This is a genomic window from Methylobacter svalbardensis (assembly GCF_037671525.1).
Classification (GTDB): Bacteria; Pseudomonadota; Gammaproteobacteria; order Methylococcales; family Methylomonadaceae; genus Methylobacter_A; species Methylobacter_A svalbardensis.
The window spans coordinates 39,082-63,467 of the sequence record NZ_JAWPOH010000019.1; the positions used below are offsets into that span (position 1 = coordinate 39,082).

Consider the following 24,386-nt stretch of genomic DNA (forward strand, 5'->3'; position numbering starts at 1 on the left):
CATTTACTTAAGCCGCCAGCCCTTCCAATAAGAATAAACCGCCGGAAAAACGATAAGCACCATAAGCAACGCGGAGATGATTCCACCCACCATCGGTGCGGCGATCCGCTTCATCACATCCGCGCCGGTTCCTGTATTCCACAGGATAGGGGTCAGGCCTATCAGTGTGGTCATGCCGGTCATCAGCTTCGGGCGTATGCGACGCGCAGCGCCTTCAACAATCGCTTCGGTGAGATCCTGCCGGGACTGCAAGCGGTTTTCCGCGCTGCGTTGGCGGCAGCTTAAGTCCAGATAGAGCAGCATCAGCACTCCCATCTCGGCGGCGAGACCGGCCAGCGCAATCATGCCCACCCAGACCGCAATGCTCAGATTGTATTCAAGTAAGTACAAAAGCCACACGGCGCCGATCAGCGAAAACGGAATGGCCAGCAGAATAATCAAGGTTTCGCCGATCGAGCCGTGATTAAGGAACAGCATCAAAAACACAATCACCAGGGTTAAAGGCACCAGCACCTTGAGTTTGGCCCTGGCCCGCTCAAAGTACTTGAACTGCCCGGCCCACTCTACCCTGACGCCTTGCGGGATAGCCGCCTTTTCATGGACCACCTGGCGCGCCAGATCTACATAATCGGCGATGCCGATGCCCTTGACATCCACCAGCACAAAGGAAACCATAAAACCGCCCTCATTGCGCAGCATGGGGGGACCTGTGACAAATTCAAGCCGGGCCAGCTGGCTGAGGGGGATTTGCGCGCCGTCGGGTGTCGGCACCAACACCCGGTTCAAGGCTTCAGGGTTGTCGCGAAAGTCGCGGGCATAGCGCAGGTTGATGCCATAGCGTGCACGTCCCTCGATGGTTTGAGACACCGTCAGTCCGCCGATGGCGGTACTAATAACGTCTTCCACAGCATCGACGGTCAAGCCATAGCGGGCGATTTTGTCCCTGTCTATCGTGAAATCGAGATAGTAACCGCCGGTCAGCCGTTCGGCAAAGGCGCTACGGGTAAAGGGTCGGGTGCGTTCGTCATCCTGAAGTGCGTGCTCGATGCGCACGGCGGCAGATTCGATCGTCGCCAGGTCATCGCCGAAAACCTTAATGCCGAGACCGGCGCGAATGCCGGTTGCCAGCATCTCGGTACGGGTCTGGATGGGCATCCACCAGATATTGGGCATACCGGGATAGCGCATTGTTTCGTCCATTTCGGCAATCAGCCCGTCCCAGGTCATGCCCTTGCGCCACTGATCCATCGGTTTCAAGGTAATGACGGTTTCCACCATCGACAAGGGCGCAGGATCGGTCGGGCTGGTGGAACGGCCAATCTTGCCGAACACCCGCTCCACTTCCGGAAAGGTCTTAAGTTGCCGGTCCATGGATTGCAATACCTTTCCCGCTTCGGTGATGGACATACCCGGCAACGCGGTGGGCATATACAAAATACTGCCTTCGTTGAGCGGCGGCATGAACTCATTGCCCAGTTTGAAAAAAACCGGCACGGAAACCAGCAGGGATACCACCGAAATCCCGATGACCCAGCCGCGAAAACGTAGCGCAAAGCGGACTACCGGCGTATACCAGGCAACCAGCGTCCGGTTGAGCAGGCTGGTATCGCTGCGTATTCTGCCGCGAATCAATAATACCGCCAGCGCCGGGGTCAAGGTAATGGCCAGCACGGCGGCAAAGCCCATGGAATAGGTTTTGGTCAACGCCAATGGTTTGAAAAGCCGGCCTTCCGTGCCTTCCAGTGCGAATACCGGCAGAAAGGAGAAGGTAATAATCAGCAAGGCGAAGAATATACTCGGCCCCACTTCCTGCATGGCCTGAATAATCACTTCACGCTGGGGCTCGGGCGACCAACCGGTCGCCCCTACAGGCTTGCCAGCCTCGCTTTCCAGGCGTTTATGGATGTTCTCGATGATGGTGATGGCGGCATCGACCATGGCGCCGATAGCCACGGCAATACCGCCCAGTGACATGATATTGGCGGTCATATGCTGCATCGACATAGGAATAAAAGCCAGCAAAATAGCGATAGGCAAGGTCAGGATGGCGATCAGGGCCGAGCGAAAATGCAGTAAAAACGCCATGATGACCAAGGAGACCACAATCATTTCCTCGATCAGGGTATCCTTGAGCGTTGCGATCGCCCGTTCGATCAAATCCGAGCGATCGTAGGCGGTGACAATATCAACCCCTTGCGGCAAAGACTTCTTAATGTCTTCAAGACGTTGTTTAACCCGTTCGATGACATTGAGTGCATCCTCGCCGTAGCGCATGACGACAATGCCGCCCACCGTTTCGCCTTCACCGTCCAGTTCCGCCAGCCCCCGCCGCAACGCCGGTCCAAGACTGACTTTTGCGACATTTCCGACAGTGACGGGAACACCCGCCTTGCTCGCGCCCAGGGCGATGCGCTCGATGTCGGCAACGGCGTGGATATAACCGCGCCCGCGGATAATATGTTCATGACCCGCGATCTCCAGCACCCGTCCGCCGACATCATTATTGGAGCGGCGGATGGCCTGTGCGACCTGGTTTATAGTTATGCCATAGGCAGCCAGCTTGTTGGAATCGACAGTGACCTGGTATTCCTTCTCAAAGCCGCCAAGGGAGGCGACTTCCGCCACGCCTTCAACCGACTCCAGCCAATAACGCAGCTTAAAGTCCTGCAGGCTACGAAGCTGCGCCAGGTTATTATGGCCGGATTTATCGACCAGCGCATATTCAAAGACCCAGCCCACGCCGGTGGCATCCGGCCCCAGCGTAGGCCGCACGGCTTCTGGCAGCTTGGCCGCCGCTGAATTGAGGTATTCAATCACCCGTGAACGCGCCCAGTAGATGTCGGTGCCTTCCTCGAAAATGACATAAACAAAACTCAGCCCCATAAAGCTTTGACCGCGCACAAACTGGACTTTGGGCGCCGCCAGCAGCGTGGTGATGAGCGGATACGTAATCTGATCCTCGACCAGATCGGGGCTGCGTCCGGGCCAGTCCGTGTAGATAATGACCTGGACATCGGACAGGTCGGGGATGGCGTCCAGCGGCGTGCTGATCAGGGACCGGTAGCCCCAAAAGGCGCAAATTGCGACCACCAGCAGAGTGATGAAGGCATTGCGTGCGCAGTAGCCAATCACGCGTTCAATAAGGCCGGCGCTGGCCGTGTTAGGTTCATTTACCATTGTTCCAGCCCCGCTTTGAGTTTGCTTTCCGAGGCAATCAGGAAATTACCGGAAGTGACAATCACATCGCCGGCCGCCAAACCGTCAAGCACCTCGATAAAATCATCGTTTCTAAGCCCTGTCCTGATTTTTTTGGGCAACAAGCGCCCGTCACCGAGATCGACAAAAACGACACGGCTTTTTCCTGCGTAAATTACCGCCTGTTCCGGAACGACCAGGCGTTCTCCCAGATCGATCCGCAGATTCAGCCGGGCATAGCGGTCGGGGCGCAGCACGCCATCCGGATTGGGCAATGCCACGCGCACGCGCGCCGTGCGGGTTTTATTTTCCACCGTCGGTTCGATGAAAGTGATTTTGCCAGGCAATGGGGAATCGGGCGCATCCTCCAGCACGAACTCGGCCTTCATGCCGACCTTGACCCAGGGCAGTTCGGACTCGTAGACCTGGCCTTCGACCCAGACCGTGGACAAATCGGCAATGCGCAACAGCGTTGCACTCGCCTTGAAAGCCGTGCCGGGCACGATGTACTTTTCAATGACGGTGCCGGAGACCGGCGACAGGATCGGCACATATTCCGCCGCCTGTCCGCGTCGCTCCAGGGCTCGGATCTGGGTGGCGTCAATGCCCCAAAGGGTCAAGCGGCGATAGGCCGCGGCGGTAAGACTGCCTGGACCGGCACGGCTGCGCCGCAAGCTGTCGAGATACTCATCCTGGGTCGAGACCAGTTCCGGGCTGTAAACGGTGAATAATGCTTGCCCTTTTTTTACCTGTTTACCCACATAATCCGCGTCAAGCCGGCCGATCCAGCCGTCAAATTTAAGGCTGACGTCGGTAAGACGGGTTTCGTCATAGGTGATCCGAGCAGGGGAATGGATTGTTTTAATGAGGCTCCGATACATCACCTTGCCGGTGGTGACGCCGATCAGCTGGCGACGGTAAGCGTCCACCGTGAATGTTGCGGGTTCCAACGATGGCGAGGCGGTTTTAACGCTCACTTGCGGCGCAATATCGCCAGGGCTTGCCGACGTCAAAGACACGCCTTTCCGACTGGTGCCCATATCGAAAGTGAGTCGGGCCTGCCCCTTCGTAGCGGAGTCTATCGTCAACGTCAACGGCCAGGCGCCAGCCATCGGCAGTTCGAATTGGCCCTGATAAACTCCCGGTTTCACGCTTTTAATTTCGATGGGTATGGGCATGGCCGCCATGGCGCCCATGGCCGGCATTTCCGCCACCGCCTGAATGGCGGCATCGGTGACCGGCCGGTTATCCTGGTCACGGACAATAAGGGTTATTTGGTTATTGCCGATTCTGGGTTTTTCAGGTTCCAGTTCCACCTGTATATAAAATGGTCCGGCCGGAAAGACGGGCGCATCGGTATGGGTTCCCACGCCGGAGCGTGGGAACCAGATAAGTCCAATACCGGATAAAACCAACAGGCTCATCACAAGCGCCAACAAGCGGATTTTATTGGCTGGTTTCATGGCTGCATCGCCTCTGACCGATCAACTACGGGTAATGGCTCAAGACTGCCTACCGCGCTTTCAAGCTCGGCAATGCGGCGATGGGTATCAGCCAGTGCTTGTTCGGTCTGTAACTGGGTCTGCATGCGGTTTTTCTCGCTGCTGATCAGCGTTAGAAAATCACCTCTGCCTGCCTGATAATCCGCTATGGCAGCTTCCAGCGTTTCATCGGCCAGGGGCAACAGTTGTTTTTGATACAATCGAAACACATGCATGCTTTCATCGGTACGCTCGTAGGCGATCTGCACCTCTTCCCTGATTTTTGCCATCTGATCAATACTATTCCACTCAACCTGTTTCATCCTGGCCCGCGCTTCCGTTTCGGCGGCATGGCGTTTGCCTTGATCCAGCGGAAGGTTGATCCCGACACCCAGGATGAAGCGCTGTTCGCTTCTATCCCAAAAGCTGTTATAGCCCGCTGACAGATTTAAATCGGGATAGAATGCTCTTTTCGCCAGTTCGGTTTGGGTTTTGGATGCCTGAATGCGCGCCGCCAACTCTTTAAGTTCAGGACGTGCTTGCAGGGCGTTGTTATGCAATGATTTTGCATCGGGTAGAGCGCTGATCTCAGGCAGCTTCGAAGGCGGCGGAAGGGACTCATCGGGCAGGCGATTCAGCAGCGTATTGAGACGGGCAAGAATCGTCCGCCGTTCGCGTTCGAATACAATCGCCTGGTGCTCAAGCAACACAATCTCCACCTCGGCGCTCAAGGCATCCTGTTTGCTGGCCAGGCCGGTACTATAACGGGTGACGGCAATGTCCCGGAATTCAGCCAATAAGGTCTGGTTAATCCGGTTAATCTCAATGGCCTGATGAATGTAATACCAGTCTGCGAATAACGATTTGGCTGTAGAGGACAGCACCAGACGCAAGACTGCAATGTTTTCATTAGCCGCATCCGCTTCAAAGCCCGCAGCTTCACCACGCAGACGCAGTTTTCCCGGCCAGGGTATTTTCTGTGAGATTTCAGTGCTCTGTGAAAAGCCGTTCTGCTGGTTGCCGATAGTCTGCGGCGCCATACTGTGTACCAGCATGGGATCATCCAGCGCGGATTCCTGCTCGATCCGGCTGGCCGTTGCCTGCCAGATTGCCTGGACAACTTCCAGCTGCGGGTTTGCAGCCAGTACGGCAGATACTAATTGAGTTGATGACAATGCACCGCCGGCCTGATTAAAAATGGCTTCAGTGGCTAATGAGTTTGTTGTCTGACTTAGGGTCAAAACCAGCAACATCAAACGAACGGGATGATAGTTGGATTTCATGAGAGTCTCTTGAGAATAAAGCAATTCAGATGTAAGCCGACTCTGCAAATACGGATAATGTCCTTCGTCGCCATACAGACCGGTGGTCTGGAAGGCACAAAAAGGAATCAGGTGTTTTACAGTGGACGTGTTACATCAGACACACACCAGCCTAAATTCGCCGGTGAATAGATGATTGCAAAGAGAGGAATCCGGTTTATAGTCGAAGACGACCGGTGAGCAGATACGTTTGTTTGCCGCTACTCAGTAGCAGCGGTTCATGCGGAGGAATTGCAAGCCTGAGATTGGCCTGCGGAGAAGCGGGCAATAATTCCTGATAGTCAATGACCGGCGGAGGCTGTGGTCCGTCCAGCAACAAGGTCAGGAAATCAGCCGTTGAAGAGCTGTGTGTCATGACCACATCCGTCAATGAATCCTGGCTCACGTCACAACAACGGCCTTCATCGGTATTTTTCTGCATGGCGCAAGATTCACTCATCGGGTAACCATCAGACATGGACTCGCCGCAACAGCAAACCAGTTTCGGTTTGCCATCCATCAGCTCACAGGCATAAAGTATCTGTGTCTGTGAAAGCAGCGCAGTGCATAAAAAGGTCAAACTCAGTATGCGCTGAAATGTTATGTTGCGGAATAGTGCCATGCTTCAATTCTAATTGAATAATATTCAGACGTACAGGAATAACACACCCTTACCCTGATTTATTGAATACAAATCATTTGCCCGTAAATCCAATGCTTCGCCTACCAAAAATAGGCGCATTTGGCGAAGCGCCTATTTTTGGTGCTCCCGGTTAACTGTTCCATCAGAAGAAATTTCCAACAACCAGTCCTGAATTTCGGCTACGGCCTGATGCGTTAATGCTGTAAAACTATTAATGGCCCCGGATGCGTTAGCAGTTGCAGTCGCCTGCTCCAGTCTGAAGTCACGTTTACCGATAGCCTGATTATTATTCAGCGAACGGGCTTCTACTTGCAATCCTAAAATTACCCGGGATTTTTGGGGAGTATCGAATTGCTGCTCAAACTCTGTCAGCCGTATCTGTAACATAATATCTTGCCGTTTTTCAATGAAGCTTAAGTAAGGCTCCAGCAGCGTCGGCGGTGGCGCCTCCCAACGGTCTTGTGTATAAAAGCGGATCGCTGTGGCATCGGCATAGAGTAAGCGATAGCGGATCCGGTCATCCCATAACCAGACCGGTGCGTCCAAACTACTGGCCGAAACTGTCTTTTCCGGGTGGTGCGCAGGCCCCAGATCATGAAGCGTAATCAGTACGGGCTTAGTGCCCAGAGTGCAACCCGCGCTGATTAACAGGAGTGACCATAACAGAGCACGGCTCACGTTGCTGCGATAGCGCGCGGGCGACTTCCGCCTGTCGGGGAAGAGTAGCTTGCGCCTACGGCCTTTTTCGATAAATTGTTTCATTTTGTCACCTCAGTGTGTTCCATCGGGTCGTCAAAACCTGATTCACCCGGACCTGCTTGTGTTTGACCGGCGCCCAAAAGAAACGCCTGCGGATCGGTTTCAAGCATTGAAACAACACGCTTAAACCGGCGAGTCGTTGCCTGTAACTCAACCATTAAGACATTGGCCCTGGGCAGTGTGGTTTGCACCAGCATGTTGCTGGTGGCGGTACCGGATTCGGCCAGATTTCCGGCTTTTTCCGTCATTGTTTTCAGCTCTTTCCTCATATCCCGGCTCAGGTTGTTAAACTCTCCGGTCAGTGCATCGACATGTGACAGCGTTCGCCGCGCGTCTGCCGTCAACGCGGAAAAACCGGCCAGCGTTTTATCGGCCCGGTTTTGCAGCCTGATAACCAATATCCATGGTCAGCTGGGCGGAAACTATGCCGCCGATCAGGGCAAGGGTATCGGTCCAGACAATCAGCAGCGGCATCGCGATAGCCAGTGCGATGACTTTTGGCAGAACCAGGCGTACCGAATGGGAAATACCCATGGCCGACAACGCATCAAGTTCCTGAGTGACGCGCATAATGCCGATTTCAGCGGTCATGGCCGAGCCGGAGCGGCCCGCGATCAGAATGGCCGCCAACATCGGCCCCAATTCCCGGATAACACTGAGTCCGAGCAAATCGATAATATAAATTTCCGCACCAAACTTTTGCAGTTGCAATGCGGACAGGTAACTCATGGAAACGCCGACCAAAAAACCCACCAACGCGGTAATGCCCAGGGCCCGGACGCCGGCTTGATAGACATTAAAAGAAATTTCTTTCCAGGGTACCGCGCGAGGGTGTTGCAACAAATAGCCCAAGTCTAAAATCAACCGCCCGAATAGCGTCAACCAGGCTGCCAAATGGAAGCCAAAACCCTGAATCAAGCCCAGCGTATAGTGAACCGCCGCGAATAGTTCCACCCTTGCGGGCTTGGGCATGGGAATTTTCCGGCCATGCCAGTGTTCAAACAAACGTTGATGCTCGGAACGCATTTGCACACCCGCCGGTATTTTTTCACCCCAGCTTTGCCAGAGAATAAAAGCGGCGGCGCTATCAAGCAGGCCAACTTGGCTAATATCCCATTGAATATTCCCTGCAGCGGCATAATGTTTGATTGCCTTGCGCAAATCAGGCGCTGCCGCCAGATTGCGCAGATCCCAGGAACCCGTCAGCACGATAGCCTTGCTGCCGGATTCCCCACGCACTTTCAGTGACGGCGGTACGCCTTTATTTACTGCCTTATCAGTCATAAAACTTACTCGCCCTAGCCACGGCAACGGTTGATTGAAATGAGTTTTCATTGTGTTCAGGCTCATTTTTCTGTTAAGCGCTTTCACTTAATAGTCGTTATCCGAGTAAAAATCTTACATATCCGCCTCTTTAAAACGAGTTACGTTATTTTTTGAATATCTTTTGTAAGGAATAAGGTTTTGCCGGGACTAAATATCAGCTGCTTCAAGATAGCTATCACTTAATGAAAGGATAAAAAATGAACCCAAATATCATAAAAGCAATACTCGGCGGCATCGTCGGAACCCTGATGATGTCATTAATGATGCGTTTTGCCGCTCCCATGATGGTAGGACAACCGATGGACATCGCGGCCATGCTCGGCAACATGATGGGCGGTGTCTACGCGCTAGGCATGGCGGCTCATATCATGCTCGGCGTTCTTGTTTTCCCGCTGATCTACGCCCTTCTTGTTTTCCGCTTGCTGCCGGGAGGCCCCCTTATTAAAGGCATGCCCTGGGGCTTAATCCTGTGGCTGATCGCCGAAACCATGGTCATGCCGATGGCTGGCGCCGGGTTTTTCATGTCCGAAATCGGAGGTATAAAAGCGGTCATGGCGGCGTTAATGGGACATCTGGTTTATGGCGGATTGCTCGGTGTTATTGCAGGCGGAGCAGATAGCTGTTGCAGCGCACACCGAAGCCTGGCTTAGGCTTAACCCGTCTCGTTAACCACCAATCCGGCACGACTTAACACCAGTGGCCCGCTTAAAACGTCGTTGTGAGTCCAACTACGGCTCTCCAGAGCGTAGTCGAAGGGCATGAACGACCTAACACAAACAAACTCTATTTAGGAGAAGAAGATGACTGACAGTAATTCGCAACAAAATACTCCTATTGAAGGTATCGATCCGGACAACAACGTGAAAATGGTTACAGAGCGCACTTATTTTAAAGCCGAAAAAAGAGGTTTTGCAGCGGGCTATGAAATGGAAGACTGGCTTGAAGCCGAACTAGAGGTAAGCAACCAATGCCATAACCGGTCTCAGCAGGTTTAGTCATATAGGTCAGGTTAGAGTTGCGCGCCCCGACACTTTAGTGCACAGGTCGTCGGGGGGGCGCCCTGCTAATAACACGACTTACGAACTACGTTAATAAACATAACCGTCAATTCCAGCTTTGGTTGACGACAGAGGACATATGACTCAACTTAAACCGGGATCCGGCGACTGCGGAATCTTTGAGCGAGCTGTCGAACGGGAGTGGCTGATAACCAACGGCATCGGCGGCTTTGCTTGCGGCACAGTTTGCGAAACCAATACAAGACGTTATCACGGTCTGCTGGTGGCCGCTTTGGAACCCCCGGCAGTTCGAATCTTGCTGGTTGCTAAACTGGATATTACCGTACGCTATCGCGGCCGGGAATATCCCTTATTCTGCAATGAATTTGTCGACGGCACGGTAGCGCCAAAAGGTTATGTTCATCTGGAGTCTTTTCATCTCGATAACGGCCTGCCTGTCTGGCGCTATGCCGTTGCCGATGCATTGATTGAAAAGCGCATCGTCATGAAACCGGGACAGAATACAACCTATGTCAACCTACAGGTACTACGTGCAAGTGATGAACTGATAGTGGACTTGACGCCGCTATGCACTTACCGGGATTACCACAGCCATAGTCATGGCGGATGGAATTTAGGTCTACGCGAGATTGTGCATGGTTTTGAGGTCAACGCATTCTCAGAGGCATGCGCCTATCGACTCAGTTGTGAACAGGCTGTTTTTATACCCGACCCGGTCTGGTACTGGAATTTTAAGCATCGCGCTGAAACAGTCCGTGGCCTGGATGATAGCGAAGACCTGTTTCGCCCCGGCCGTTTTACCCTGAGCCTTGGCGAAGGCGAACAGGCGGCTGTGGTGATCACCGATGAATTGAGCATTACCGAAGATTTTACGACCGTACAACAGCAGCTACGCGAGCAACAGCTGACTGTGCTTCAATCCCTGCCGACCGATGCGGCCGGCTGGATTAAGCAACTGGCTTTGGCCGCCGGACAATTTATTGTCGATCGTTATCAGCACGGCCTACCGGCAGGCAAGACTGTGATCGCCGGTTACCCGTGGTTTGCCGATTGGGGCCGCGATACCATGATCGCCCTGCCCGGCTTGACACTGGCTTTAGGCCGCTTCGACATTGCCGCCGGGATACTACGCACCTTTGCCGCCCATGTCAGCGAAGGCATGCTGCCTAATCGCTTCCCGGATAACGGAGCGGAACCGGAATACAACACGGTCGATGCAACGCTCTGGTATTTTCATGCCATCGATCAATACACGCAAATGAGCGGCGACATTACCTTGGGTGAAGAACTCTATCCGGTGCTGGCCGACATTATCGACTGGCATCGACGAGGTACCCGTTATGGCATCAAGGTCGATTTGAACGATGGTCTGCTCGCGGCGGGTGAAGACGGCTTACAACTGACCTGGATGGACGCCAAAGTGGGCGATTGGGTGGTTACGCCGCGCATCGGCAAATGCGTGGAGATCAATGCCTTGTGGTACAACGCATTGAAGATCATGGCGGGTTTTGCCGGGCAATTCGGCCACACCTTGCAGGCACGCGACTATCAGACTGCCGCCACACAGGTAAAAGACAGTTTTCAACGCTTCTGGAATCCGGCCGGAAACTGTTTATACGATGTCATCGACGGTACTGAGGGCGATCAGGGAGCTGATGGCAACAACTACGACAGTCGTTTGCGGCCCAACCAGATTTTTGCGGTTTCCTTGCCGCATAGTCCGCTGTGCGAACAGCAATGCAAAGCCATCGTCGATCTTTGCGCCCGTGAACTGTTGACTTCTTTCGGCCTGCGCAGTCTGGCAAGGGGCGAGCCAGGCTATGCGCCTTATTATCAGGGCAATCCGGCACAACGCGACAGCGCCTATCACCAGGGCACCGTATGGACCTGGCTCATCGGCCCGTTTGTGGACGCCCATTATCGCGTTTACCAGGATGCCGAAAAAGCCCGTTCCTTTCTTGATCCCTTGGGGTTGCATCTTGCCGATGCCTGCATCGGTCAAGTCAGCGAAATTTTTGATGCTGAGCCGCCCTTTACACCACGCGGCTGTTTTGCCCAGGCCTGGAGCGTCGCGGAAATTTTGCGTGCCTGGCTGAACCTGCATGAGCGCTAATCATCATTGCTGTCTTGGTGAGTTCAAAAAACCGATAACAACCGCTTGAAACCATAACACCACGCAAACAGGACACACCATGGCCATATCGACAAAGAACACACCCAGCGCAAACAAACGAGATAGTCTGTCCAACGCTACAAAAAAGCAGCACACTGCCATCCAGGCAGCGGAACAACAACGCATTCTCGCGCAGAGCAACAGCGCGACGGGCGCATGGCGATTATGGGGTCCTTATCTGAGCGAACGCCAATGGGGAACGGTACGCGAAGACTACAGCGCACACGGCGAGGCCTGGGATTATTTCAGCCACGACCACGCCCGCAGCCGCGCTTACCGCTGGGGTGAAGACGGCATAGCCGGCATCAGTGACATTACCCAGCGCCTCTGCCTGGGCTTGGCGCTATGGAACGGACAGGATCCCATTCTTAAGGAGCGCCTGTTCGGCTTGACCAATGACCAGGGCAATCACGGCGAAGACGTCAAGGAGCTTTACTATTATCTTGACGCCACGCCCAGTCATTCCTACCTGAAAATGCTTTATAAATATCCGCAGCAGGCTTTTCCTTACCAATCGCTGGTTGAGGAGAACGGAAAACGCGGCAAGGATCAGCCGGAGTTTGAATTGCTCGATACCGGCCTATTTGATGACGACCGTTATTTCGACGTGTTCATCGAATACGCCAAAGCCGATGTCGACGACATTCTGATGCGCATCACCGCCCATAACCGGGGAGCCGATGCCGCTCCGCTGCATATTCTGCCGCAACTGTGGTTTCGCAACACCTGGAGCTGGGGGATCGACAAAGACAAGCCTGCGCTGTCGGCAACCGGGACCGATGCGATTGTCATTAACCATAACACCCTGGGTGAATATCATTGTTATCTCGACGACGCACCGGAGCTTTTGTTCTGTGATAACGACACCAATGGTAAAAAGCTGTATGGCATGGAAGCGAAAGGTTATGTTAAAGATGCCTTTCATGATGCCGTCATCCGCAATCAAACCGATGCCGTTAACCCCGATCAAACAGGCAGCAAAGCCTGCGGTCATTTCAAGTTTCCCATCCCGGCACAGTCGAAAGTGGAAGTTCGTCTGCGCTTAACCCGCACGCCTAATGCCCAGGCTTTCAGCGATTTCGATCAAGTGTTCGACACCCGATTACGCGAAGCCGATGCCTTTTATGACGGCATTCAAAACAATATCAAAGACCCGGAAGCCAAAATGATTCAGCGCCAGGCTTTCGCCGGTATGATCTGGAGCAAACAGTTTTATTATTACGATATTCCGCAATGGCTGAACGGCGATCCCGGCCAACCCAAACCCGATCCTGAGCGCCATAAAGGCCGCAACAAGAACTGGCAGCACCTGAACAACGCCGACATCATCTCGATGCCGGATAAATGGGAATACCCCTGGTATGCCTCCTGGGATCTGGCCTTTCACTGCGTCACGCTGGCGATGATCGATCCGGCTTTCGCCAAAGATCAACTGCTGCTAATGACGCGGGTCTGGTATATGCACCCCAATGGGCAAATCCCCGCTTATGAATGGGCGCTGGATGATGTCAACCCGCCGGTGCATGCCTGGGCCGCCTGGGAGGTTTACAAGACCGAATGCGAAGCCAACGGCGACATCGGCGACCTCGATTTTCTGGAACGGGTCATGCATAAGTTAATACTCAACTTCACCTGGTGGGTCAATCGCAAGGATGCCGACGGCAACAACGTCTTTCAGGGCGGTTTTTTGGGGCTGGATAATGTCGGCGTGTTCGATCGCAGCGCGCCTCTCCCTACCGGCGGCTATATCAATCAGGCCGACGGCACCAGCTGGATGGCGATGTATTGTCTTAACCTGATGCGTATCGCTCTGGAACTGGCGCTGCATAACCGGGTTTATGAAGATATCGCCACCAAATTTTTCGAACACTTTCTTTATATCGCCAAAGCGATGACCAATATCGGCGATCAAAGCATCGGCCTGTGGCATGAAGAGGACGCCTTTTTTTATGATGTGCTGCGCTTTCCCAATGGCGAGATGACCCCGCTCAAAGTCCGCTCCATGGTCGGACTCATTCCCCTTTACGCGGTGGAAATTATCGAACCGGAAATGCTGGAACGACTGCCGGACTTCAAACGGCGGCTGGAGTGGTTTTTGAATTACCGGCCCGATCTGGCCGGCCTGGTATCGCATTGGAACGAACCTGGGCGCGGCAACCGATGCCTGTTGTCTTTGCTGCGCGGCCACCGGATGAAACAAATTTTGCGCCGCATGCTGGACGAAACCGAGTTCCTGTCCGATTACGGCGTGCGTTCCCTGTCGCGCGCCCATCTCGATCATCCTTATGTATTTTCCGGCGGCGGTCAGTCGTTGACAGTGAAGTACCAGCCTGCCGAATCAGAATCCGGCGTATTCGGCGGCAATTCCAACTGGCGCGGGCCGATCTGGTTTCCGGTCAATTATTTGCTGATCACCTCGCTCAGGCGTTTCGACACCTACTACGGTGACGACTTCAAGATTGAATGCCCGACCGGCTCCGGACAGTATCTTTCAATCAATGAGGTTGCCGACGAGCTATCCCTGCGGCTGACCCGTATTTTCCGTAAAAACGGACAAGGGCACAGGCCGGTATTCGGCGACAACGAAAAATTGCAGAACGACCCGCACTTTAAAGATTACATCGTGTTCCATGAATATTTTCACGGCGACAACGGCAGCGGCGCAGGCGCATCACACCAGACCGGATGGACTGGATTGGTGGCAAATTTATTGGCGGCGAATGCCGATCCGACGTCTTGATTGCATTTTTTGTAAGGTTTGAACATCCAGCTCGACCAACTATTGGAACCGCAACCGCCATTCTAATTTTTTAAAATTTAACGAGGAGTTTCCCATGTCTTTAATGTGCAAAATGTCTCTTTGATAACCCGCTGTTTCAACTGCTGCCCTATAAAGAAGTCGCCGCATTGCTTTCAAACGAAAATAATCCGGCTGGAATCACGGGTGTCTGTAGTGCCGATGGTGTGTGCTATTACGCAGACACAGTCATTCTTGCCGCGGGCGCGATGTCTTCGCCACGCATCCTGCAAAAACATCTGCAACAAAGCGGACTGGACAAAACGCTGCCCTCGGCTCCGCTGGTGGGCGCACATTTCAAACTGCATATCAACAGCGCCTTGCTCGGGTTCTCGCTGTTCCCGCAACGGGATGTGTTACGCAAAACCGCGATCTTTTTTAACGACGCTTTCCCGCATAGCAGCGTGCAATGCCTCGGCTGGATGGACGTCGAAATACTGTCCACGCAATTGCCGCTGTGGCTGCCCACGTTCGTAACCAATGCGTTGGGCGCAAGGGCTTACGGTTTTTTTGTCACCACTGAAGACGGCTCAAGCCCGGACAATCGTATCTTGGCCGACAGGGATACGGGAGATCGGCCCATGCTGGATTATGACCTAAAACGGGTTCCAGCCTCTGTCGCCGAGCATCGTGCCATCATTCGAGGGTTTAAAACCCGGCTGTTACAAGCCGGTTTTTTTAGCGTATCGCAACAAATGGGACTGGCCGCAACCGCTCATGCCTTAGGCAGTATGGTGACAGGTAACGACCCCGCATTGTCTGTCGTCGATGCCGACGGCAAAGTACACGGTTTCGATAACCTGTATGTGGCGGACGGCAGCGTATTGCCGCGTTCCAGCCGGGTCAACCCGGGCTTGACTATTTATGCCTGGGGACTGCGCCTTGGCCGGTATCTTGCCGCGCTATAAGTGACAATTATGGCAACGCCTGAACAATGTGTTCGGAGCCCGCCTGCACATCACTGCGCTCAGAGCTTCTCACGGCGGCCCCGGCATCGAACTGCTGGAATATCGGACACCGAACAGCGGTCGGATCATGCCGCCTGATACCCAGGCCAATGATCTATGGCACTGGCAAGTTCAAGCAACCCTTTCCGATGCCGCGGTTATTAAGGATACTTTAGCCAACGTAAAATCCTATCCGGTATCCAATGCTGCAATTGATTTACCGAAAGATACACTGGGTTATTCAAGCGCATTCATGATCCGTGATCCGGACGGACACGCAATGCTATTGACTAACCCCCTAAGGAACATGAATTAGGGCTATCTAATTCGCGTACTGACCGCCGAACTTCAACATTCACTGTGCTATGAAAGCTATTCATTCCATCAATATTTTCCCGCTACATCTTGTTTTACAATTAGTGCTGTTGTTGTATTCAAGTCCGTCATGGTCTTTCGGAGTCTACAGTGAAGCCTGGTTGGAGTCGGCCAAATCCGCTCTTGAATCAGCCGACAAGACGCTCCAATCGGCTGTCGATCAGGAACTGGATACTGACCGACTTGAGGAAATCAATAAGAAACTTCTGCCCATTCGCGAACAGGCTCAAGACTGCGTCGCGGAAACTGAAGCAGTTGCACAACGACGTCAACAGGATATTGATTCCCTGGGTTCGAAACTAAGCAAAGCAGCGAATGATGTCAGCCTGGCTCAAGCCGATCTCGTCCAAGAACGCGAAGCTCTCGAAAAACGTCTTGCCGCCTGTCAATTTATCCTGATTCAAGTCAAAGAGATCAAGGAAAAAGCCGCCGCCATTGAACAAGCCACTCTGACTCGAAAACTCCTGATTAAAGGCCTCAGTGTAAGGGAGCTCATTCAGGACAATTTCAGCCATCCTGAAGCCTGGTGGAAATTGTCGCAACGCCTTTTAATGATGCAGAGCGGATTGCAATTATTGACCGGAACCGATCTGGTAGCGCTCCTATCTTCAGTTGTCCTGGGCTTTTTTGTAGGGCGGCGTTTTTATCAAATCTGGATGGCGGCAAAAAAGAAAACCTGTGTCGATAAATGCACCCGTTTTTTGCTGGCGCTGAAAAGTTGCAGCGTCCGGTTATTGCCGGTCATCAGCGCAAACGTGGCGGCCCTAATCTTTTTAAGCTGTGTTTTGCCCTTCGCACCGATGCCTTTTATCACTCAATTGGCTTACGGCCTGTTGGGTTATACGCTGGCGCTGAGCATAGCCGGCGCTATGCTGCATCCTGACCCGCCTGCGAGTCCTTATCTGGCTATGGATGATATGACGGCGCTGGCCTTGGCCAAACATTTAAAAAGACTATTGGCTTTAGGTTTTCTGGGGCTACTATTTTTCGCTTCCGGTTTTTCAGATGCCTTATTGGAAACTCAATACTTGTTGGCACGAGCCTTTTATGGCGTTTTTCTGTTCCTCAATCTGATCTGGATACTATGGTCCATTGGCCGTATCCCTTCCCTGGGCGGCACGTACAGAATACGATTGTTGCTGCTCGCCGCGTTGATCTTTGCACTGGGCTCCGAATGGCTGGGTTATCGCAATCTTTCAATTTTTACTATGACCGGATTGCTGGGATCCTTATCGGGTTTCGGCATCATCTGGTTTATTAACACATTGATAACCGATTTGTTCGACGGTATGGATTCCGGTTATCAACCCTGGCAGAAACGGCTTCGCCGTCACTTTGGGTTAAAAGATCCGGATCATATTCCCGGTCTGATCTGGATTCGGCTTATCTTCAGTGCGGCGATCTGGAGCTGACTCGGACTCTGGGTGCTTTGGGTGTGGGGATTGTCGCATCAGGGTCTCGATCTGATCGTGACTTTTCTGCAGGAGGGGTTCTGGATCGGTTCTTTTCGCGTCGTCCCGCTACAGATTGCGGCCGCCCTGCTGGCTTTTTCCTTGCTATTTGCTTTTTCCGGCTGGTTTAAACAAAACGTGGTGCCGGGCTGGTTAAGTAATGCACGGATCGAACGTGGCGCACGGGATGCGCTGATTACCGTTACCGGTTATCTGGGGCTTGCCGTCTCTCTACTCGTCGCGCTGTCCTTAGCGGGAGTAGGTTTTGCGAATATTGCCATTATCGCAGGCGCCTTGTCGGTGGGCATCGGTTTCGGTTTGCAAAATATCGTCAATAATTTTATTTCCGGATTTATTTTGCTGATCGAACGCCCTATTCGCACCGGAGACTGGATTCTCGTCGGCGCCATCGAAGGCTTTGTCCACAGGATCAGTATCCGCTCGACTCAACTCAGAACGTTTGACGGTTCGCATATCATAGTGCCCAACTCAGAGCTCATTTCCAGCCAGGTCACTAACTGGATGTTGCATGATTCATCGGGACGGATCAAAATCCCTATCAGCGTCGCCTACGGTTCCGACCTTGAAAAGGTTCGAGTCATCCTGCTCGCCGTCGCGCATCAACACGACATGGTCATTACCGAGAGCAATCAGGTTTCTGCTCCTGTGGTATTAATGACGGGGTTTGGTGACAGCGCGCTTCATCTTGAACTACGCTGCTTTATCCGATCCATTGATAACAGGGCGCAGGTTTTCAGCGATCTGTGCTTTGCGATCAATGCCGCCTTTAGGGAAGAAAGTATCGAAATACCTTTCCCGCAACGCGATGTGCATGTAAAAGAGGGCTCTTCTTTCCGCTCATGAGTTCGGTTCATATTCATCAGGGGATGCCGTGAATCTGTCAGGGACGGCTTTATGACAGCATCTGAGGCCCTTGATTACGCCTGTTCATACTCTCTTAGCCGACATATCTTCTGAACGCATATAAAGGTAATAATCTGGAAGTCGGCATTCGGATACCCTCTGCCGAAAGTTGCCCGCAAGTGACCTTCCAGAAGCCGAGTAAATCCTGCCGTCCACCGATCACGAGCAAAGGAATCCAAATCTTTATTGCCAAGTCATTTTCGCAGCTAAAATCGGATGAATCCATTTTAGCTGCGAAAAATCCTGACGCGCTGAACTGGGAACTCTAAAAACCAGCCTGGGTGGTGCTTATCATGCTTTTGATTTCACCAAATAGGCCTCGCGTTATTTGGCGGCGTTCGCCAATCGCTTCAACCGACGGTTCCGGGTGTATTTTTTAAGCCAACCATACTCAAGATTACTCTCAACATGGCTTGAAACATGACCCTGCCATGATCCGAAAAACATCAGACATAAAAAAAGCCCTACATTTTCATGTAAGGCTTTTATTTTTTTGGCTCCCCCGGACGGGCTCGAACCGCCGACCTAATGATTAACAGTCATCCGCTCTACCGACTGAGCTACAGGGGAATAAACTTTTTCAGTGTGGTGCGCCTGGAGAGATTCGAACTCCCGACCGCTCGGTTCGTAGCCGAGTACTCTATCCAGCTGAGCTACAGGCGCCGTACTGAGTTGCTTATTATGCTTTTTACCCAGACTCCTGTCAACTATAAATTTTAGCAATCTTTTAAATTTTAGAAAAAAACACTTTAGGGCTATTAGTTTTTCGTTCAGGGCTCAGTAAAAAATGAAAGATTCCCGACCATTATCAGGAAAATCACTCAATACATTTTACTCGGATTTATGAATAATGAACCATTTTAATTAATGACATTACTGATATGAACCGTTTACCCTTACTATTATTGAGTTTCCTATTGTTCCCCGTTACCTCTCTTGCTCACGGACCAACTCCACAAAAAGCCAAAGAAAGCATCACTATTAATGCCTCTGTCGACGCAGTCTGGAATGTAATCAAGCAATTTGATGCCATTGCAAGCTGGCATCCCGATGTCAAAGCCAGTTCAGGTGATGGAAAAAACGCTTCTGACGGTATTAGAACCCTTACTCTGAAAAATGACGGACAACTGGTAGAAAGCCTGGATTATTACAGCGACAAAGATCATGAATACAATTACCGGCTTAAAACCGAAAATGTAACGGTATTTCCGGTCAGTTCTTACACCACCAACCTTCAGGTAACAGCAGGGGACGATGCCAATACCAGCGTGGTTACCCTAAAAAGCCGTTTCTACCGTGGCGATACCGGCAACACTCCACCTGAAAGCCTGAATGATGCGGCAGCAGTTAAAGCCATGAATGCGTTTTTTAAGAACGGTTTGACGGGACTAAAACAAAAGCTGGAAAACTAAAAAATATTATAGGCGAAAGGCAAATAACGACAGATGTTTTTCGCCCCTTCGCCCTTCGCCTTTCGCCTTTCACTTTCGTCTTTTTTATGATTAATTTTCGCGCGCTTCAATCAGGCCTTGACGACTTGCCAGCAAGGTCAGTTCAGCCAGCGTTTCTGCACCTATTTTTTCCTTAATGACAGTGCCGTGATTACAGACGGTTTTATAACTCAAACACAGCTTTTCCGCCGCTTTTCGAGCGGTATAGCCATTCGCCAAGAGACAGAATACATCGAATTCTCTAGGGGAAAGCAGTTTGATTTTTTCCGATTCGTCCTGCTCACCTATCATATAAACAGCCAGTTGCTGGGCAATTTCAGGATCGACATAGGTAACCGCCCCGGGCTATTTTATACACCGCTGTAACCAGCGTTTCAGGCACACTGCTTTTGGTGATATAGCCCTTGGCTCCGGCCGCAAGCGCCCGCGTCACATAGACCAGTTCATTGTGTATGCTGGATGTACATTTGGCAAGCCGTTTCGCCCCGATCTGCCTCATAAATCTGGCCGATTTTATCGGATAAGGAAAGATAGGCTTTGTAACCTGTCCGCACCACAGCATGGTCATCGACCAATAACACACTAATCTTACCCGCCATTGCCATTGCTTTTGCTCCAAAAACGCATCAAAACGGACATCATGCCTGTTTATAAACGCTAAATCGATAGGAGCTTTTCCTGTTCTATCCCGTCACACAGCAAAGGAAGTTTTCTTGTCCATTTCCGGGATTTTTCCCGCTGATTTTTGGGTTTATTCCGTAACGTTGCAAGTGATGTCTCCCGTACTATGAGCGCCTGCTTAGTCCTGCATCTCAATGAAGCAGGGCAAACGTTTTGATCAAGTGAGCTGGTTGTCATAAAGAAACTTTATTGATACGCACGGACTGGGCTTTTAGCTTTTATAAGCACAACAATCATAACCCTGGAGGAACTATGCGGATTTCCAAATTCACGCGCACCGCTGTCGCGTCAGCTGTTTGTAGCGGTGCCTTATTGACAGCTTCGATGCCGACACAGGCTAATAAAGCCTTGGATAGACTGTCGAAAGAGGACACTAACTGGGTCATGCAGACCAAAGACTACAGTGCCAGTCACTTTAGTGAAATGACCCAGATTAACACCCACAACGTTCAGCATCTACAGCCGGTCTGGTCGTTTTCCACAGGGGTTTTGAACGGACATGAAGGCGGACCCCTGGTCATCGACGGAATTATGTATGTGCATACGCCCTACCCTAACAATATTTTTGCCATTGATCTGGATGAGCCGGGCAAGATTTTATGAGAACACAAACCCAAACAAAATCCGGCTGCCCGCGCCGTAGCCTGCTGCGACGTGGTCAACAGGGGCTTGGCTTATGCGCCTGCCGGTGACGGTTATCCGGCGACTATTTTCCAGAATCAACTGGACGGCCATGTCGTTGCCTTAAATGCCAAGACCGGCGAGTTGTTGTGGAAAATGGAAAATTCCGATATTGCGATGGGCTCTACGCTGACCATAGCGCCGTTTGTCGCCAAAAACCTGGTGATAGTCGGCAGCTCAGGCGCGGAACTGGGCGTAAGAGGTTACGCCACCGCCTATAACATTAAAGACGGAAAACAAGCCTGGCGGGTTTACGCGACCGGCCCCGATGAAGATATAAAACTCGCGAAAGATTTCAACAGCCACAATCCCCATTACGGACAATTCGGCCTGGGCCTTAAAACCTGGGAAGGCGATGCCTGGAAAATCGGCGGCGGCACCAACTGGGGCTGGTATGCGTTCGATCCCGACCTGGACATGCTCTATTACGGCTCGGGCAACCCAGCGCCGTGGAATGAAACCATGCGTCCCGGCGACAACAAATGGACGATGACCATCTGGGGCCGCGACATCAACACCGGCGAGGCAAAATTCGGTTACCAGAAGACGCCTCATGACGAATGGGATTATGCCGGCGTCAACTACATGGGCTTATCCGAGCAGCTCGTTGACGGCAAAATGACCAAACTGCTGACCCATCCCGACCGCAACGGTCTGGTTTATACCCTGAACCGCGAAAACGGCGACTTGGTCAATGCCTTCAAAATTGACGATACCGTCAACTGGGTTAAAAAAGTCGATTTAAAAACCGGCCTGCCGGTTCGCGATCCTGAGTTTTCGACCCACATGGATCATGAAGCCAAAGGCATTTGTCCGTCCGCCATGGGTTACCACAACCAGGGCATCGAATCTTACGATCCGAACAAAAAACTGTTCTTCATGGGCACCAACCATATCTGCATGGACTGGGAACCGTTCATGCTGCCTTACCGCGCCGGTCAGTTCTTTGTCGGCGCGACGCTGAACATGTATCCGGGGCCTAAAGGCACCTTGGGACAAGTTAAAGCGATGAATGGCGTTACCGGTAAATTCGAATGGGAAATCCAGGAAAAATTTGCGGTATGGGGCGGCACCACCGCAACAGCGGGTGATCTGGTTTTTTACGGCACCTTGGACGGTCACATCAAAGCACTGGATTCCAGGAATGGTAAAGAATTGTGGAAATTCAAACTGCCTTCCGGCGTTATCGGCCATCCGATTACCTTCGGACACAAAGGCAAACAATATGTGGCGATTTACTACGGTGTCGGCGGCTGGCCCGGTGTCGGTTTAGTGTTCGACTTGCAAGACCCTACCGCAGGTTTGGGCGCAGTCGGTGCATTTAAAGAACTGGCCCACTACACGCAACAAGGCGGTGGCGTGATGGTCTTCGCATTAGGCTATTAAAACTGCATGCAGGTGCGGATTTATCCGCACCTATTTAAACCGGCATTAAATGAGAATAAATATGCACTCAAACAAGTTGTTCATAACGGCTTTGTGTTTGGGAACCAGCTTAGCAATATCCCAGGCCAAGGCTGAACAAAACAAACCGCTAAAGGTTTGCGCGGCGGAAAACGAAATGCCTTATTCCAATAAGGCAGGCGAAGGCTTTAAGAACAAACTGGCGGAATTGGTCGGTTCTGCCCTGGGCAGAAAAGTCGAATACGTTGGCTGGACCGACCCGCGTTACTACATCCGCGACACGCTGGATAAAGGACTGTGCGATGTAGCAATGGGCGTTGATAAAGGCGACCCCAGAGTGTTAACCACTCAGCCTTATTACCGTTCCGGCTATGTCTTTATCTCGCGCGAAGCCGATAACCTGGATTTGGAAAACTGGGATAGCGCGGCGTTACGCAAAGCAAAACGCATCGCTGTTGTACCCGGTACGCCACCGGAGGTGATGATGAGAGCTATCGGGCGTTATAACGACATGTTCAATTATTCCCAGGAGCTGGTGGGGTTTAAATCCAAACGCAACCAGTACATCAAATACGAAACCTCGAAACTGGTCACCGAAATTTCATCAGGTCATGCCGAGATTGCCGCCCTTTGGGGGCCCTCTGCTGCACGTTATGTCAAAGCATCGACCACACCGCTGATGATAACGCTGATTCCCGATGATAACGTACGTGCCGATGGTCAAAAAGTCGGCTCTCATTACAGTACATCAATGGCTGTTCGAAAAAACGATCCAACCTTACTGGCTCAGTTGAACAAGGTTATTGAAGACAATCGGGATGAAATAACCGAGGTGCTGGAAGATGAAGGCATTCCATTAGTTGATGAACCCGATACCCCTGAAGCATCATAAAGAAACAGGTCTTAACCATGAACAGAAAAAAATTATTAGCCGTAGCCGCTGTCAGCCTTACGCTGATCAGCTCGACGGCTGTAGCAGAAATAACCTTTCGCAATACCATTACCGGTGAACCGCTGGATATGAGCGTTGCCAAATCGGGCGGCAACGAGACCGTTTTCAAGCAATTTAAGGAGACCGGCAAGAACCCTTATAACGGCGATAAAGAAGCCATACAAAAAGGTCATGACCTTTATTTACCGGCCTGCTCCGGCTGTCACGGTCATGAAGCCGAAGGAAAATTAGGGCCGGGACTGGCCGATGATTACTGGACCTATCCGTCTGCTACTAAAGACCAAGGTTTATTTGAAATCTTGTTTGGCGGCGCCAAAGGCATGATGGGACCGCAATATGTCAACTTATCGACCGATGAAATGCTGATGATTATGTCCTGGATACGGGATATCTATACCGGTGATCCGAAAAAAGCCAAGTGGTTAAAAAAATAGAGAGGAACAACACATGAAAAAAATGTTTTTAATGAATGCAGGTTTAATGCTGGCAGTAATGTCCTATACGGTTAGCGCTTACGACGGCCAAAATTGCAGCGAACCGGGAGTTTGTTGGGAACCCAAGCCGGGCTATCCTGAAAAAGTGGCCGGCAGCAAATATGACCCGAAACATGATGTCAATGAACTCAATAAACAAGCGCAATCGATTGTAGAAATGGAAGAGCGCAATAAAATTCGCCAGGAAAATCTGGCCAAGACCGGCAAATTTGTTTTTGACGTAGACGACATCGAGTAATGATTTGTTTTGGGCATAAATGCATTCCAACCTTTCGTCCCCTTATGAGTCTGTTTGCATCTTATGCCCTTTTTTGTGCTGGTTCCCAAGCTCC

The 24,386-nt window shown here is 51.8% G+C and carries 19 protein-coding genes, 2 tRNA genes and 3 pseudogenes; 14 read left to right on the top strand and 10 right to left on the bottom strand.

The genetic code is table 11. From position 1 onward, the window contains the following. Nucleotides 1-3 precede the first annotated feature (3 nt). The 7 genes from RW114_RS09525 to RW114_RS09555 form a co-directional block, all read right to left on the bottom strand. Nucleotides 4-3,177 (bottom strand): efflux RND transporter permease subunit, encoded by a 3,174-nt coding sequence (locus RW114_RS09525; RefSeq protein WP_340122518.1) that lies wholly within the window; start codon nucleotides 3,175-3,177, stop codon nucleotides 4-6. Beyond that, a complete protein-coding gene (locus RW114_RS09530; protein WP_340122519.1) occupies nucleotides 3,171-4,658 on the bottom strand; it encodes an efflux RND transporter periplasmic adaptor subunit in 1,488 nt (495 codons plus the stop codon). The genes RW114_RS09525 and RW114_RS09530 overlap by 7 nt, the downstream gene beginning before the upstream one ends. After that, nucleotides 4,655-5,959: a TolC family protein gene (locus tag RW114_RS09535; RefSeq protein ID WP_340122520.1), complete on the bottom strand. Its 1,305-nt coding sequence runs from the start codon at nucleotides 5,957-5,959 to the stop codon at nucleotides 4,655-4,657. Before RW114_RS09535 ends, RW114_RS09530 begins: the two co-directional genes overlap by 4 nt. A gap of 196 nt (nucleotides 5,960-6,155) precedes the next feature. After that, nucleotides 6,156-6,599: a hypothetical protein gene (locus tag RW114_RS09540; protein ID WP_340122521.1), complete on the bottom strand. Its 444-nt coding sequence runs from the start codon at nucleotides 6,597-6,599 to the stop codon at nucleotides 6,156-6,158. Nucleotides 6,600-6,731: 132 nt separating this feature from the next. Beyond that, a complete protein-coding gene (locus tag RW114_RS09545) occupies nucleotides 6,732-7,382 on the bottom strand; it encodes an ABC-type transport auxiliary lipoprotein family protein (protein WP_340122522.1) in 651 nt (216 codons plus the stop codon). Then, entirely contained in the window at nucleotides 7,379-7,777 is a 399-nt protein-coding gene (locus RW114_RS09550; RefSeq protein ID WP_340122523.1) for a hypothetical protein, read from the bottom strand. Before RW114_RS09550 ends, RW114_RS09545 begins: the two co-directional genes overlap by 4 nt. Beyond that, entirely contained in the window at nucleotides 7,746-8,714 is a 969-nt protein-coding gene (locus RW114_RS09555; protein ID WP_340122524.1) for an MlaE family ABC transporter permease, read from the bottom strand. The genes RW114_RS09550 and RW114_RS09555 overlap by 32 nt, the downstream gene beginning before the upstream one ends. 188 nt (nucleotides 8,715-8,902) lie before the next feature. Between RW114_RS09555 and RW114_RS09560 the strand changes: the two genes are divergently transcribed. The 9 genes and pseudogenes from RW114_RS09560 to RW114_RS09600 form a co-directional block, all read left to right on the top strand. Then, nucleotides 8,903-9,355 carry a DUF6789 family protein gene (locus RW114_RS09560; protein ID WP_340122525.1) on the top strand — a complete coding sequence of 151 codons (453 nt, stop codon included), beginning with the start codon at nucleotides 8,903-8,905 and terminating at the stop codon, nucleotides 9,353-9,355. Between the two features lie 150 nt (nucleotides 9,356-9,505). Further along, a complete protein-coding gene (locus tag RW114_RS09565) occupies nucleotides 9,506-9,700 on the top strand; it encodes a DUF2934 domain-containing protein (RefSeq protein ID WP_340122526.1) in 195 nt (64 codons plus the stop codon). 142 nt (nucleotides 9,701-9,842) lie between these two features. Beyond that, nucleotides 9,843-11,837 (top strand): amylo-alpha-1,6-glucosidase, encoded by a 1,995-nt coding sequence (locus tag RW114_RS09570; protein WP_340122527.1) that lies wholly within the window; start codon nucleotides 9,843-9,845, stop codon nucleotides 11,835-11,837. A gap of 79 nt (nucleotides 11,838-11,916) precedes the next feature. After that, the gene (locus RW114_RS09575) at nucleotides 11,917-14,637 is read left to right on the top strand and encodes an MGH1-like glycoside hydrolase domain-containing protein (RefSeq protein ID WP_340122528.1); all 2,721 of its coding nucleotides are present in this window, start codon (nucleotides 11,917-11,919) and stop codon (nucleotides 14,635-14,637) included. Nucleotides 14,638-14,804: 167 nt separating this feature from the next. Continuing rightward, a complete protein-coding gene (locus RW114_RS09580; protein WP_340122529.1) occupies nucleotides 14,805-15,602 on the top strand; it encodes a GMC oxidoreductase in 798 nt (265 codons plus the stop codon). A gap of 28 nt (nucleotides 15,603-15,630) precedes the next feature. After that, nucleotides 15,631-15,957, top strand: coding sequence for a hypothetical protein (locus RW114_RS09585; protein WP_340122530.1), 327 nt, complete (start codon nucleotides 15,631-15,633; stop codon nucleotides 15,955-15,957). Nucleotides 15,958-16,006: 49 nt separating this feature from the next. After that, nucleotides 16,007-17,428, top strand: coding sequence for a hypothetical protein (locus RW114_RS09590; protein ID WP_340122531.1), 1,422 nt, complete (start codon nucleotides 16,007-16,009; stop codon nucleotides 17,426-17,428). A gap of 12 nt (nucleotides 17,429-17,440) precedes the next feature. After that, entirely contained in the window at nucleotides 17,441-18,331 is an 891-nt protein-coding gene (locus tag RW114_RS09595; RefSeq protein ID WP_340122532.1) for a mechanosensitive ion channel family protein, read from the top strand. A 316-nt stretch (nucleotides 18,332-18,647) separates the two neighbouring features. Next, nucleotides 18,648-18,815 (top strand): annotated as a pseudogene (locus RW114_RS09600) (IS1595-like element ISCARN94 family transposase); the annotation flags it as partial. A gap of 70 nt (nucleotides 18,816-18,885) precedes the next feature. Here RW114_RS09600 and RW114_RS09605 read toward each other — a convergent pair. Further along, a tRNA-Asn gene (locus RW114_RS09605) sits at nucleotides 18,886-18,961 on the bottom strand. Nucleotides 18,962-18,977: 16 nt separating this feature from the next. Next, a tRNA-Arg gene (locus tag RW114_RS09610) sits at nucleotides 18,978-19,054 on the bottom strand. 218 nt (nucleotides 19,055-19,272) lie between these two features. Between RW114_RS09610 and RW114_RS09615 the strand changes: the two genes are divergently transcribed. Further along, a complete protein-coding gene (locus tag RW114_RS09615) occupies nucleotides 19,273-19,803 on the top strand; it encodes an SRPBCC family protein (protein ID WP_340122533.1) in 531 nt (176 codons plus the stop codon). A gap of 90 nt (nucleotides 19,804-19,893) precedes the next feature. Here RW114_RS09615 and RW114_RS09620 read toward each other — a convergent pair. Next, a pseudogene (locus RW114_RS09620) lies at nucleotides 19,894-20,441 on the bottom strand (LuxR C-terminal-related transcriptional regulator). A gap of 334 nt (nucleotides 20,442-20,775) precedes the next feature. On the opposite strand from RW114_RS09620, the pseudogene RW114_RS09625 reads away from it, so the two are divergent. The 4 genes and pseudogenes from RW114_RS09625 (at nucleotide 20,776) to RW114_RS09640 (ending at nucleotide 24,292) form a co-directional block, all read left to right on the top strand. Continuing rightward, a pseudogene (locus RW114_RS09625) lies at nucleotides 20,776-22,590 on the top strand (methanol/ethanol family PQQ-dependent dehydrogenase). A 61-nt stretch (nucleotides 22,591-22,651) separates the two neighbouring features. Next, on the top strand, nucleotides 22,652-23,500 hold the full coding sequence (gene moxJ / locus RW114_RS09630) for a methanol oxidation system protein MoxJ (RefSeq protein ID WP_340122534.1): 849 nt from the start codon (nucleotides 22,652-22,654) through the stop codon (nucleotides 23,498-23,500). A gap of 17 nt (nucleotides 23,501-23,517) precedes the next feature. Beyond that, on the top strand, nucleotides 23,518-23,994 hold the full coding sequence (moxG, locus tag RW114_RS09635; protein WP_340122535.1) for a cytochrome c(L), periplasmic: 477 nt from the start codon (nucleotides 23,518-23,520) through the stop codon (nucleotides 23,992-23,994). Between the two features lie 13 nt (nucleotides 23,995-24,007). Beyond that, entirely contained in the window at nucleotides 24,008-24,292 is a 285-nt protein-coding gene (locus RW114_RS09640; RefSeq protein WP_340122536.1) for a methanol dehydrogenase, read from the top strand. Nucleotides 24,293-24,386 lie beyond the last annotated feature (94 nt).

What these genes read in the sequence shown, in the direction of transcription:
- RW114_RS09525 (WP_340122518.1), bottom strand. Translation starts at nt 3,177, where the DNA reads ATGGTAAATGAACCTAACACGGCCAGCGCCGGCCTTATTGAACGCGTG.
- RW114_RS09530 (WP_340122519.1), bottom strand. Translation starts at nt 4,658, where the DNA reads ATGAAACCAGCCAATAAAATCCGCTTGTTGGCGCTTGTGATGAGCCTG.
- RW114_RS09535 (WP_340122520.1), bottom strand. Translation starts at nt 5,959, where the DNA reads ATGAAATCCAACTATCATCCCGTTCGTTTGATGTTGCTGGTTTTGACC.
- RW114_RS09540 (WP_340122521.1), bottom strand. Translation starts at nt 6,599, where the DNA reads ATGGCACTATTCCGCAACATAACATTTCAGCGCATACTGAGTTTGACC.
- RW114_RS09545 (WP_340122522.1), bottom strand. Translation starts at nt 7,382, where the DNA reads ATGAAACAATTTATCGAAAAAGGCCGTAGGCGCAAGCTACTCTTCCCC.
- RW114_RS09555 (WP_340122524.1), bottom strand. Translation starts at nt 8,714, where the DNA reads ATGAAAACTCATTTCAATCAACCGTTGCCGTGGCTAGGGCGAGTAAGT.
- RW114_RS09560 (WP_340122525.1), top strand. Translation starts at nt 8,903, where the DNA reads ATGAACCCAAATATCATAAAAGCAATACTCGGCGGCATCGTCGGAACC.
- RW114_RS09565 (WP_340122526.1), top strand. Translation starts at nt 9,506, where the DNA reads ATGACTGACAGTAATTCGCAACAAAATACTCCTATTGAAGGTATCGAT.
- RW114_RS09570 (WP_340122527.1), top strand. Translation starts at nt 9,843, where the DNA reads ATGACTCAACTTAAACCGGGATCCGGCGACTGCGGAATCTTTGAGCGA.
- RW114_RS09575 (WP_340122528.1), top strand. Translation starts at nt 11,917, where the DNA reads ATGGCCATATCGACAAAGAACACACCCAGCGCAAACAAACGAGATAGT.
- RW114_RS09590 (WP_340122531.1), top strand. Translation starts at nt 16,007, where the DNA reads ATGAAAGCTATTCATTCCATCAATATTTTCCCGCTACATCTTGTTTTA.
- RW114_RS09615 (WP_340122533.1), top strand. Translation starts at nt 19,273, where the DNA reads ATGAACCGTTTACCCTTACTATTATTGAGTTTCCTATTGTTCCCCGTT.
- moxJ (WP_340122534.1), top strand. Translation starts at nt 22,652, where the DNA reads ATGCACTCAAACAAGTTGTTCATAACGGCTTTGTGTTTGGGAACCAGC.
- moxG (WP_340122535.1), top strand. Translation starts at nt 23,518, where the DNA reads ATGAACAGAAAAAAATTATTAGCCGTAGCCGCTGTCAGCCTTACGCTG.
- RW114_RS09640 (WP_340122536.1), top strand. Translation starts at nt 24,008, where the DNA reads ATGAAAAAAATGTTTTTAATGAATGCAGGTTTAATGCTGGCAGTAATG.